This window comes from Lentisphaera araneosa HTCC2155, assembly GCF_000170755.1.
Classification (GTDB): domain Bacteria; phylum Verrucomicrobiota; class Lentisphaeria; order Lentisphaerales; family Lentisphaeraceae; genus Lentisphaera; species Lentisphaera araneosa.
The window spans coordinates 315,483-327,870 of sequence record NZ_ABCK01000007.1 but is presented as its reverse complement, the minus strand read 5'-3'; the positions used below and the strand labels follow the sequence as shown (position 1 = coordinate 327,870).

Annotated in this window: 8 protein-coding genes; all 8 read right to left on the bottom strand. The window is 43.1% G+C overall.

What is annotated here, in order from left to right; all coding sequences use genetic code 11:
* Positions 1-153 precede the first annotated feature (153 nt).
* The 8 genes from LNTAR_RS09675 to LNTAR_RS09640 are packed head-to-tail and all read right to left on the bottom strand — an operon-like array spanning position 154 to position 12,388.
* Positions 154-2,778, bottom strand: a complete 2,625-nt coding sequence (locus LNTAR_RS09675) for a hypothetical protein (protein WP_007278510.1) — start codon at positions 2,776-2,778, stop codon at positions 154-156.
* Positions 2,775-3,839: a family 43 glycosylhydrolase gene (locus LNTAR_RS09670; RefSeq protein WP_007278509.1), complete on the bottom strand. Its 1,065-nt coding sequence runs from the start codon at positions 3,837-3,839 to the stop codon at positions 2,775-2,777. The genes LNTAR_RS09675 and LNTAR_RS09670 overlap by 4 nt, the downstream gene beginning before the upstream one ends.
* A 14-nt stretch (positions 3,840-3,853) precedes the next feature.
* On the bottom strand, positions 3,854-6,805 hold the full coding sequence (locus LNTAR_RS09665; protein WP_007278508.1) for a LamG domain-containing protein: 2,952 nt from the start codon (positions 6,803-6,805) through the stop codon (positions 3,854-3,856).
* An 11-nt stretch (positions 6,806-6,816) separates the two neighbouring features.
* Positions 6,817-7,689 carry an SMP-30/gluconolactonase/LRE family protein gene (locus LNTAR_RS09660; RefSeq protein ID WP_007278507.1) on the bottom strand — a complete coding sequence of 291 codons (873 nt, stop codon included), beginning with the start codon at positions 7,687-7,689 and terminating at the stop codon, positions 6,817-6,819.
* A 9-nt stretch (positions 7,690-7,698) separates the two neighbouring features.
* Positions 7,699-9,015: an aspartate aminotransferase family protein gene (locus tag LNTAR_RS09655; protein WP_007278506.1), complete on the bottom strand. Its 1,317-nt coding sequence runs from the start codon at positions 9,013-9,015 to the stop codon at positions 7,699-7,701.
* A complete protein-coding gene (gene dgoD / locus LNTAR_RS09650) occupies positions 9,015-10,193 on the bottom strand; it encodes a galactonate dehydratase (RefSeq protein ID WP_007278505.1) in 1,179 nt (392 codons plus the stop codon). The genes LNTAR_RS09655 and dgoD overlap by 1 nt, the downstream gene beginning before the upstream one ends.
* Before the next feature lie 13 nt (positions 10,194-10,206).
* Positions 10,207-11,592, bottom strand: coding sequence for a hypothetical protein (locus LNTAR_RS09645; protein WP_007278504.1), 1,386 nt, complete (start codon positions 11,590-11,592; stop codon positions 10,207-10,209).
* A gap of 4 nt (positions 11,593-11,596) precedes the next feature.
* On the bottom strand, positions 11,597-12,388 hold the full coding sequence (locus tag LNTAR_RS09640; RefSeq protein ID WP_083800007.1) for an SDR family NAD(P)-dependent oxidoreductase: 792 nt from the start codon (positions 12,386-12,388) through the stop codon (positions 11,597-11,599).

The following is a 12,388-nucleotide window of genomic DNA, read 5'->3' as shown; positions in this document are numbered from 1 at the left end:
TTGCTCTGTATTTGTTTTAACCTGAATCCGTGAGCTACATTATGTGAATTCTCTTGGTCTTTCACCTTCATTGACTTACAACTTTTTTCAAAAGACCTACGGGTATTCCTGCAAAAAGTTGTAAAGTTCTGAAAATAAAATCCCTACGAAATTCTACCAAAGCCAGCTCACGGATTCAGGTTTAAGCCAAAAACTAAGACTCGCGGGCTCGACCAAATTAAAATCACCTAATTCTATTCCCTTACTTCCTGCATTAAAGCGAAGGGCCTTACCAACCACTCCTTCACATAAGTCTTGCTTTGAGGACAAAGTAAATTTCTGACTTTTAAAGTTTGAAAGCACCGACTCTGACAAACTATCAAAAGACCAAAGTCGTTTATCTGCTAGAGCAGGAGCATTATATTGGGTGAATGCAGGAATAATTTGCGCATCAGATTTCGAAACTGTGAACGAAGATAAATGACTTCCTTTTGCGACCGGCTGCAAAGATAAAATAACCGCAGGATCACTGGGCATATCGTAGAGAAATTCATCGCCATAGCTCACAGTAGCCAACACTTTGCCCTCGTTTGGATATATTTCTTTAATTTGATAGAGCTGACCCGGGGCTTCATTTAACTGTAACCATCTGTTAATGGGGATAGATGCCCGAAGTGCCGATTTTTTATTGAGGCTCGCATCAAAGCCACCGCGAAACAGGAAAAGATAACCACGATCACCAATGATGTGCGCACTACCATCCAAAGCTAAATTGCATGGGCTATCGAAGAGGTCTCGTTTCACGCTTAGGTAGTCGAGGTTCTCACTTGCCCAAGCTCGCCATTTTTTGAAAAATTCGCGATTTTCTTGATCCGCAAACTGAGGATAAGCTTCCCCCACCATACAATAACTAGAAATGCTTAGACCTGCGATCAGATTAAAGCGAAAGCTCTCTTTATCTTTGCCAAACAGATCTAAAGAATTTTTGTAAACAGGGCGAAAACGATCATTTTGTTGATGCCAACTCTGCAGGCGATTCATATCGGCGCCATGGGTCTCGTAGTAATGATATGCCGAATTTAAACGCCTTAGCACCCACGGTCCACCACGCTGTAAGCCATAGTAAGATTCCAAACAGATTTTGGGGTAGCGTTCTTTAAGTTTTTTTAGAAAATTTAAGATGTTTTTCCATTCCTTATAGCGATTATCTCCAGGTAAATGACCGTGGTTTTTCGCATAGCAAAGATCCTCACCGGCCCCTTTCGCTCCCGGGCGATAGGCACCAACTTCCCAGTAACTCAACCATCGCCCATCCCAAGCCCACCAACGAGGCTCAAACTTATCAAAAATATGCTCTGTTATTTGATAGATGAAATCAACATATTCATCATTGGCAAAACACGATACCTTGCGGCCAAACAAATACTCACAAAGCTTACCATTCTCATCAATAGCTGCCCATTCAGGTCGATGATCAAAATAGATCGAAGCAATGGAAAAACTATTGACATGCACACCTATTTCCTTACCGTATTGATGAAACTTTTTCATCGCTTTGGGCAGAATAAATTCCGGTGTAAATTTATCTTTCACAAAGTTATCTAAAAACACTTTCGCACTAACTTGATCGCCGTGATTAAGCCCTTTCTTAATGTCTCCAGGTCCTGGCATCCCTGCTATCTCCTGATCTTTGGAAAATCCCATGGGACTCATACGCATTTTAGAAATATAGGGTGGAGTCGAGGGATGGACGCCACGCCCATACCAGGTATGAGCTGTCATTACATCGTGAATTCCTGCTTGTTTCAAGTTATCAAGAATAGATTTATTCACATCCCAAAGACCGGCCCACCACCCATTTTGCCACACCCAATACCCTTTTTCTGGAACTTGAAGATCATTCGGCAAGACATGGCGCATAAATTTTTTCATCGCCCACACCTCACCCCAATCTAAAACTTCTACGGGAACCTCTGTCACTGGATTAGGAATTCCACCTTTGAAATGCTGGCTCATTCCACCAAATTTTTTAATAAAAGGGTAACGCCCGCGACCTGGATACGGCCCCTGAGAAACGCGATCAATGCCCTCCTTGCGGTAGACACCAATAAAATATTTCTCGCTAATATTGACCTCGTTTTTAGAGACTTGATAATTGGCTGTGTAAGCAAGCCTAAAACCCTCTTTCCCTCGTTCTTGCAAATCCCAATAGGGGTATTGGATACCGGCAAAACAACCTCCCTTTTCTCCTCTTAGAAAGAGATTGATAGGGCAATGCCAGATAGTATTATCGTCATGAAAATGAATATCCTTAAAAACTTGACTTCGAAGATCTTCAAGCACGACAGATTCAAGAAAAAAGGATTCTCCGTTATGAGTTTTTATCTCAAGCCATTTCTCGGCAAAATGATCTTCTTTACCCAGGCTATAATACAGGGTTACATCTAAACCCTCAGCGCTAAAAATCATTTTGACTTGCTGATCAGTTACTTTTAATTGTTTGGCTTTTTTGCCCGTAACAACTCCCGTGGAAGTTTTTAGTTCAAAGCCTATGCCCTGCTGTGGGTAGCTAAGAGCCAATTGTTTATCATAAACTGAGTTTATCGCACCCGTATCGCGATTGATAGACAAAGCTACGCGCTTATTCTGAAGAAGAATTTCATTGGCCTTATCTGCAGTGCCCTTCAAAGGAGGGGTAATTATTTGCAAATGCTTTGTGACTTCACTTGTTTGCCCAGCTAGAAAATTAATAGAAACGATCCACAAAAAAATCAGCGCAAGTTTGAATGTAGCTTTCATTTCTTTTGATTTGCCTGAGACTCTAGCGGGCTCCACTCTTTGCGGTATTCCATATTGGCTCTTCCTGTTTTCTCATCAAAGAAAAGGGGTAAAAATAAATAGCGCGATTTATCAATATCAGCACGATCGGGAATCCACCACTGATCACATAGGGCCATCACGGTGTTGGATTCTTTCAGGTAAATAAGATCGGTAACCTGGGAACTCCAAGTTCTTTGTTCGCTGATGTCAGCTTGTTTTTTATATTCACCCAAAGGTGAATCCGCCACTGCACACTTGGTATTTGAACCCGCCCAGCCGTGCACACCAGAGGCCACTGCAATATATTTCCCTTTGTATTTCACCATCGCAGGAGCTTCACACCCTGAATCAAAAACAAGTATACCTTCGCGCTTGCTCGTCAAATAATCATCACTCAAACTATCTATGCGAATGGCGTAGCGCCAATTACCCCCCGATTTAGGCTTATTGTGATCACAATAAATGAGATAGCCTTTTCCATCTTCATCCTGAAAGGTATTCATATCTGAGCCAAAGCCCGTCCAAGAACCCACTTCCTTAGGACCATGAGGTGTAAAAGGCCCCTCAGGGTGATCCGCCGTTGCGACACAAAGAAAAGAGGCTGGCATAGCCACAAACCAACGGTACCACATAACATATTTTTTGGTTTTTTCATTATACATGACGTGTCCACGTCCGGTGGCTCCGAGTAGCCCAAAGCCTTCCTTAGGCCGAGGCATACACACACCTTTGTAAGTCCAATTTTTTAAATCTTTTGACGTATAGACTTGCATGCCATTCCACACTGGTCCCGCCGTCATACGAAAACGCCCTTGTGGGTTATTTTTATAACTACTCCCATACCAATAAAAAGTATCTCCAAAACGAGCGATTTCCCCTTCGTGAGCTGAAATGAGCTTGCCACTCGTATCGTACCAATCGCTGCCATTAACAATGCGATTTGAATTGAGCATAGACTTATTCGATGCTTTACTAAGCTCGGCCTTAAGGGCATTGACTAAGACGAGAAATAGTAGAGTTAATATTGTTAGTTTATTCATAATGATATCCTTATCTATTTATTATTATAAATCAGTTTGTAAATGCATTCCTGATTTAAAGCGCCTTGCGTAATACGCAGATCATCTAAAATACCCACAAAAGGCTTTCCCCATTGACCTAGAAAGGGAGTTCCCAAACCTGCCTTCACGCCTTTGAAATCAAAAGATCCATTAAGCGTATGAGAGTTTCTCCCATTGAGATATCCCGAAACTGTACCATCTTTATGATAAACTATGGCTATGTGTTGCCACACACTCTTGTGACTCAATCCGCTTACCACCATAGACCAAGCCTTTGCATTCCAGAGTTGTAATTGCTCACCTACTATGCGTAAAGCACCCTTTTGATGACTTGGTCCCTCTAACTGAGAAAGTATACGACCGTCATTCTGCAATGTATCACTTTTGATCCAAAAACTTACTGTCACTGGTGACTCCATGCCCAAATCACCTAATAAAACACCTTGATCCCCGAGCTTAAATTGCAAGGCTTTATCATTCACTCCATAAGTAAGCGTTTGCCCCGACAAACGAGCGGGATGTTCACTTGATAATTGATTGGCAACAGTAGATGTTTTTTCATCTATCTTATCAAAGTTGTAAAAACGATCACTAGCGAAAACTCTTTGTTCAGCCCCCTCACTTGAAAACGCCTCGATGACTTGTCGTTTATCTTGCAAGTCCACTTGTATTGTGCTTTGCGTTTTTTTACTCACTGGCTGTAAAGATAAAACTACGGCCGCATCTTTTGGCATATCATAGAGAAATTTTTCCCCATAGGCCACTGTAGCCAAGACCTTGCCTTTGTTTGGATAGAGCTCTTTAATTTGATACAATTGCCCAGGCGCTTCATCCAACTGAATCCAGCGATTAATAGGGATCGAAGCTCGTACATCATCCCCCTTATGTTTAGGAGAAAATAGAAAGAAATAACCGCGATCTTTAATCATGTGGGCACTGCCATCAATGGCTTGAAAACCGGGGCAATCAAAGAGGTCGCGCTTCACTTTTAGATAAGCGTGATTTTCCGTAGCCCAAGCTCGCCATTCTTTAAGAAATTGACGGTTTTCTTCTAGGGCTAAGGCATGAAAACCCTCGCCAAACTTCGCATAACTCGTCACACTTATTGTACTCAGCAAGCTCTTTTTAAAGTCTTTTGGTGATTTCCCAACGACAGCGGCCATATTTTTGTAAACGGGACGAAAGCGATCATTACCATTATGCCACGCTTGGAAGCGATTCATCATCACGCCATTCGTTTCGTAATAATTTTCATCGGCATTAAAATAACGCATTGCCCACGGTCCCCCGCGCTTCATACCATAATACATTTCTAGACACATCGATGGATAAGTACTGCGAATTTCGCGCAGAAATCTCTCTATATTCTTCCATTCTTTGTAAAGATTATCACCTGGTGGATGACCATGATTTGTGGCGTAACAGGTATCAAAGCCTAGGCCAGCTGAACCAGGTCGATACTTTGGTACTTCCCAATAGCTCAACCATCGCCCATCAAAGCCCCACCAACGCGGTTTATATTTTTTAAAAACGTGATGCAGTACCTTTAAATGATGTGCCATATATTCATCGCATGCGGGACAATCTACTTGTGCTCCAAATAGATATTCCGTAACTTTGCCACCCTGTTGACGTGAAGCCCACTCAGGTCGATCCTCGAAATACAGCCCTGGCAAAGAAAAACTCGAAACATGAACGCCTATCTTTTTGCCGTAATTATAAAAGTCTTCCATTGCCGGTGGCGCCACAAATTCATCGCTAAATTGATCCGCTATAAATTGATCCAAGGAGACTTCTTCGTGCTTACTATGCAAGCCTGCCGATGGTCCCGCTGGACCAGGCATCCCCGCCAAACCTTTGTCTTTGGGAAAACCTAGAGGCTGTGTTCTCATTTGATTAAGATACGGTGGGTTAATCGGATGGTTCCCACGACCAAACCAAGTATGAGCAGTCATGATATCGTGAATCCCCGATAACTTAAGCTGATCGAGTATTTCTGTTTTTATATCCCACAGCTTAGCCCACCAACCATTTTGCCATACCCAATAACCCTTCTCTGGCAAAGGTAAATCTGGTAAGGCATGGCGCATGTACTTTTGCATCGCCCAGACTTCTCCCCAATCGAGGACTTCTGACTTAACCGCCTGCGCTGGCATTTGCCCCTTAAAGTGTTGCGCTACGCCAGCACCAGAAAAACTCATGTAGGGATTCGGCTTAGCCCCCGGATAAGGGCCTTGAGAATAACGATAAATGCCTTCATTTCGATAAACTCCGATAAAGTATTTTTCACTATGAAAACTTGCACCTGCTGCAACTTTAAAATTGGCTGAGAAACCCAGACTAAAGCCCGTCTTCCCTCTCTCTTCTAAGTTCCAATAGGGATAGGCTAAACCAGCAAAACACCCTCCCTTATCAGTCCTCAAAAAGAGATTGATCGGACATTGCCAAATGCTATTATCGTCGTGAAAATGAATCTCCTCAAAAGGTTCAGCCTGCGTCATATTTTCTAAAACCAGGTCCTTGATATAAAAACTCTGCTGATTGCGCTCACTGATCACAAAAAACTTCTCCGCAAAGTGATCATCATCACCCAAGGTGTAGTGCAAAGCCACTTCAAATTGCCTATTTCGCAAATGAAAAATCACCGCATGCGAACTTGTTTGAATTGACTCAATTTCTAAACCTTTCACCTCACCTTTATCGGTCGAAAACACGAGGGATTTTCCTTTAAAAAGATAGCTCGATTCTAATTTTTTATCAGTTATTTGACCTATACTGCCATCTCGACTATCTAAACGTAAAGTGATCAAAGAATTCTCTAGCAGGATATAATCTTGCTTTTGGCTAATGCGAGTAGAACTCCTAGCAGTGGCGATCATAAGAAAACTTATTATCATGACATTACATAAAATATTGATCCTATAGTTATGAAAATCTTTAGACATGAAGGGCTCCTTTATCTAGCCAGTTTATAAAAATGTGTTTGTTGCCCTTTATTTGGCATTTGGTAAGTAAAGACATGACCCGCCAAAGGCTCTTCTTTTTGCTTGATCCCGATGCTCGCCGTTGTGATAAAAAGTGTCGATAAGTCTTTCCCTCCAAAAGTGCACGATGTTATTTGGCTCACAGGTAGAGAAATGCGATCTACCTCCTCTGCTTTAGCGGGATCCACAGCAATCACTGCTCCAGCTCCCCACAGAGCAACCCACAGCAAGCCATCTTGATCCATGCTCATACCATCGAGTAAGCCCTCCTCGACTTTCAAAGAAAAAAGTCGGCGACGATTGCTTATATTCCCACTCAAAGGATCATAATCGAACTCATCTATGCCCCCCTGTCCCGTGTCGATGTAATACATCTTATCTTCAGACCAGGCAAGACCATTGGAACAATTGATATTAGACAACTTAGTCTTGATTCTTTGATCGCCCTTAAGGCAGTAAAGGTGGCCTTCAGTTCCCCGGCCATTTTTGGCCATCGTACCTGCCCAGAAGCGCCCTTGGGCGTCGCATTTAGCATCATTAAAACGGTTTTCACTCAAACCTTGCTCAGGGTCACAGATCTTTTTGAATTTAGATTGTTGAAGATCGTAAAAAGCTAAGCCACGCTCCGTCGCCAAGAGTAATATATTGATATCATCACAGAGAGCTAAAGCTCCTATTGAATACGGTAGCTGAATTCGCAGTTGGGGTTTATGTCCCTTTTGATAGGAAAACACCTTTCCCTTTAGGACATCCAACCAATAAAAACAATTGTTACGGTGATCCCAAACTGGGCTCTCGCCCAGTTCGGAAACGCTATAGTCAATAACCGTAAGTTTACAATCCACCTAGAGCTCTTACTTGAGCTTTGCTACAACTGCTTCAGTTAGACGAAGTGTTTCTTCAATATCTTCTGCTGTATGCGCAAAAGATATACTACCCTGTTTAGTTGCCGTCGGGAAGTGAAAGATCCCTTTTTCGATTAAGGCTTCGCGATAGCGCTTATCAAGAGCCATGTCGTTGTGGCTAATGACATCAGTCCAATTTTGCGGAGCGTGATCCATAAAGTAAGTCACAAAGGCTGAACCTTGGCGTATGGTTGTGGTCTTAAAATCATGCGCCTTAAAGATCTCATTTAAGCCCTCTTCCATTCTCGCTCCTAAAGTCTCGAGATGACCGTAAACCTCGGCTTCGCGATCACGTAAAATTTTAAGTGTGGCAATGGCTGCAGCCACAGGTGTGGGGTGAGCATTGTATGTTCCCGCTACCATGACGCGCTTTTGAGGATCTGGGTGAATGAAGTAATCCATGATTTCTTTCTTACCACCAATCACCCCCAAGGGGTAACCATTGGCCACTGCTTTACCAAATGAGCATAAGTCTGGGCGAACTCCACAAATAGATTGATAACCGGCTAAGGCGTGGCGAAATCCCGTTTTCACTTCGTCAAAAACGAGTAATGTTCCATGAGTATCACAAAGTTCACGAATGCCTTCGAGAAAGCCTTCTTGGGGCTTAATGATACCGATATTCTGTAAAATCGGCTCCATCAAAATAGCTGCAATTTTATTTGTTTTTAATAAGTTTTCGATCGCTTGTAGATCATTGTATTGAACCGCATGAAGTAACTTTGACTGTGTAGAAGGTATACCTGCACTCATGGCATTGAGGGGGCATTCTTTACCTGGCTTCCAGCCATCAATCTTGTCGAGTGGATCCATCAAGTTAAAGGCCACATCATTGTGCCAACCATTGTAACCACCTTGCATAATAATCACTTCGTCGCGACCCGTAACGGAACGGGCTAAACGAATGGCGTGAAAAGTTGCTTCTGAACCCGTGTTGGTGATCTGCACACTATCGAGATTAGGTACAAGTGTGCACAGTAATTCAGCGAGTTCACCTTCCCATAGAGTTGGACCAGCGCCCATGAGTGATTCATTATTTTGAATGGAATCCACAACAGCTTGATTGACTCCAGCTTCATTATGCCCCAAAAGATGAGGAGAAAAAGCCGCATGATAATCGATGTATTTATTACCATCAACATCATAGAGGTATGCGCCTTCCGCTTTTACAAAAGAGCGCACAGGATCAATACTGCGATTGAGGGAAACTACGCCACCTGGGATAAACTTTCTATTGTGTTCAAAAATTCTTTCTGCTTTATTCATTACCAATCTCCAATGCTATTATCTTCGTTAAAGCTTCTTTGTAAGACTTCTTGCTTAAAGGGGTGCTTCTTAATTTCTTCTTCGTTAATTTCGATACCGAGACCGGGCTTGGTATTTGGGTAGACAATCTGACCTTTGGGTTCAATCGTGAAGCCCTCAGAAACAATATCTTTACGCCACGGAACATCTTCCGTCACAGTTTCGCAAATGATGTAACTCGGCTGCGAAAAACCAAATTCTAATGATGCCGCTGTACTGATCGGTCCCTGAGGATTATGTGGCGCTAAAGCAATGCGATGCGCTTCTGCGAGGGCCGCAATTCGCTTTGCTTCACTCAAACCACCACAATGGGTAATGTCGAGCTGACAAATCTCAGCGCCTCGTGCTTCAAACAAAGTCTTAAATTGAGCAAGATGTGTGAGGCGTTCACCCGTCGCCACTGGCGTCGTTAAAGCTTTATTAATCATACTTAAGCCTTCCACACTTTCAGGCCAACAAGGCTCTTCGTAAAAATATAAGTTAAAGGGCTCTAAGGCCTTACCAAATTTCATCCCCATTGCTGGGGAAGGTCGCGCATGGCAATCCACCATAATATCAATATTTTCGCCCACGGCTTCGCGCATGGCGGCCACGTTATTGACTGCGTAGTTGACAGCTTTCGAGCCTTCAATCGGCATAGTGCTAGGTACAGCCATGGTTTTGAAAGCCGTGTAGCCTTTTTCAACAGCTTCTTGTGCTAATTCGGCAAAACGTTTGTGATCGTCATCCGCTGTCTCATAAAAATCTTCCATCTTGCCACCCCCGAGGTGTGCGTAAGTTCTGATGTGGTCACGTACCGGTCCACCCCAAAGTTTACTACAGGGAACACCCAGACTTTTGCCTAGGATATCCCATAAGGCTATATCTATACCTGCAATAGCTGTGGATCTAACAATGCCGTTGCCATGCCAGAAGTGCTGGCGATACATCATTTGCCAGAGGTACTCAATTCGAGTGGGGTCTTCACCTATTAAAAGTTGACTGAGATCTTCAATGGCTCCCACAACGCCGCGCGTGTGCCACTCCAGTGTCGCTTCACCCCAGCCATACAAGCCTGGTTGATCCGTACACACTTTTACAAAAATCCAGTTCCGCATCTTTGCATTGCAAACATGAGTTTCTATCTTTGTTATTTTCATTTTTTGTCCATTTCTACATTTTTCCAGATAAGAGAAAATTAATTTTTTCTACCATGATTTCTTTCATTGATTCCAAGCCCCCCTCGGCAAAAGGTGTCTGCCATACAGAGTAAATATCCTGCTGGTAAAGTTCTTTTTCGGGAAGGTAGCCATTGGCTCCATTGATGAGATTTAAAACGAGAATTGGCAAATGAGGAAACTCCTGCCTTAGGCTTACTTGCAACCATGAATAATGCTCTGCAGAACTGCCGACGATAATCACATCTCCCAAACGCCACACCCAGGCATTTAAAGTGAAATTCTCTACATTATTCAAGGATTTTCTAACGCGTAATTTTCTGAGTAAGCGCTCTTGTAAAACACGGTCATCTGTAGCCGCGAGTTCATTCTCAATGGCGGTAATATCTAGCCATTCTTTTTTGATTTTTATGGGCACCTCACATTTAAGTGCTTGGCTATGGTTAGGAAAGTCAATTACCTGGCTATCCCAAACGGCTAAAGGAGCCCCTGATTCTTTGATTTCTTTAAGATAAAGTTGATGCGCAGGTGCTGATGATTCTAAGGCCTGCAATACCGAATAAGCTAAACGTCGACCATGCTTGTCGGCCACTTCCAAATCCCCCACATATTGATGTGCCGGTGCCAAGTCGCCACAGGCCCCTATCAGAAACATAGACAGCGCCTCGGGGTATTGCTCTTCTATACTTTCGCGCAAAGCTCCCACATAATCAGGCGATAAGTGATCATTTTCCCAAGCTAAAGTTGTGGGATGACAAGCGTAGTTAACGAGAACACCACAGACCATTCCCTCACGATTACTTACGCGACCTACAAGAACTGTATCATCAACTTTCTTGTCTGGATTATACCCCACCACAAAGCGATTCTCTTCAGGTGTTTTTAGGTCGCGATTTGTCGCTAAATCACATCGTGATACAATCCAGTCTAATTTTGATTTTTGTACTCTTTCACGAGCTTCTAAAGACACTTCGACAAATTGTTCTTTCAAATGTTGAATATAGGGCTCAATGAATTCGCCTCCAGGCTTGTTCTTATTATCGCGCGTGAGTTGCACAGCTGCGTGAGAATGCGAAACACTTATAATGACTCGACTTTGGTCTGTCTTTAGATGTTCAATTACCGCTTGGCGACAGAGCCATTCATCTTCTGGATCTGACCAGAGAAAGCCATCGAATGCTAAAAGCGCAAAAGGGCCTAAATCATCATCAGCCTCGCAAACCATTGCGGTAACAGTAAAGGGTCTGTGAATGCCGACAGCACAGTCAAATTTGGCGGCACCCCAGCACCTTGAATAGATGCCAAGTGGTGGCGTTATATCTCGTCTAGCTACGCCAATGCTTCCGCTAAAGCCTTGCGGATCCGTAAAATCAAAATTCATTACACTATTCTTTTTTTGTAGATCTACATCTATTTAGACTAAGGCCACCATCCATTAGCATGACGGTTCCAGTGACGTGAAGGTTCTCAAAAGAACTCAAATAGGCAATTTGTTGCGCTACATCTAATGGATCTAAAAAGCGCCCCACTGGTATTTGCTTGATTAAGTCCTCCTTAATCTCGGGACTTTCTCTAAAAATTTTGGCACTTAAGCCTGCGTCCACAACCCCAGGCGCAATTTCGTTGACCAAAATTTGATCTTGTGCATACTCACTGGCCAAGTTTTTCATCAACATGCGCAAACCTGCTTTACTCGTACAATAGGCTGGCAGGGTTCTATGAACCTGCTCCGCCGCCCAACTGCCAACTACAACCATGCGACCCGCTTTCTTTGTAGCAGCTAAGCGATTAGCACAGTTCACAAGTAAATTAAACGCTCCGTTTAAATTGATACTTATTTGTCGTTGCCACTCTTCATAACTTATTTGTCTAAGGTCCATCTCTTTAGTGACACCAGCATTGCTAACCACTATGTCAGGTAAAGTGAGCTCCTGTTTGACTGTATCAATCCAATGATTGACTTCTTGATCACAAGTCACATCACATTTTTGATAGTGAAAACGACGACCGAGTACTTCAACTTGATTTTTGAGTTCTCTAATTTGCTCAAAGGGCACAATATCACCCGCCGCAATATCCGCTCCTAAGCGGGCAAATTCTAATACAGTTTCACGACCTATATCGCCAGCCGCTCCGGAAATAATCACGGTATGATCACTAAATTTTTTCATCATCAT

Coding starts and splice junctions, on each gene's coding strand:
- LNTAR_RS09675 (WP_007278510.1), bottom strand. CDS start 2,778: ATGAAAGCTACATTCAAACTTGCGCTGATTTTTTTGTGGATCGTTTCT.
- LNTAR_RS09670 (WP_007278509.1), bottom strand. CDS start 3,839: ATGAATAAACTAACAATATTAACTCTACTATTTCTCGTCTTAGTCAAT.
- LNTAR_RS09665 (WP_007278508.1), bottom strand. CDS start 6,805: ATGTCTAAAGATTTTCATAACTATAGGATCAATATTTTATGTAATGTC.
- LNTAR_RS09655 (WP_007278506.1), bottom strand. CDS start 9,015: ATGAATAAAGCAGAAAGAATTTTTGAACACAATAGAAAGTTTATCCCA.
- dgoD (WP_007278505.1), bottom strand. CDS start 10,193: ATGAAAATAACAAAGATAGAAACTCATGTTTGCAATGCAAAGATGCGG.
- LNTAR_RS09645 (WP_007278504.1), bottom strand. CDS start 11,592: ATGAATTTTGATTTTACGGATCCGCAAGGCTTTAGCGGAAGCATTGGC.
- LNTAR_RS09640 (WP_083800007.1), bottom strand. CDS start 12,388: ATGATGATGAAAAAATTTAGTGATCATACCGTGATTATTTCCGGAGCG.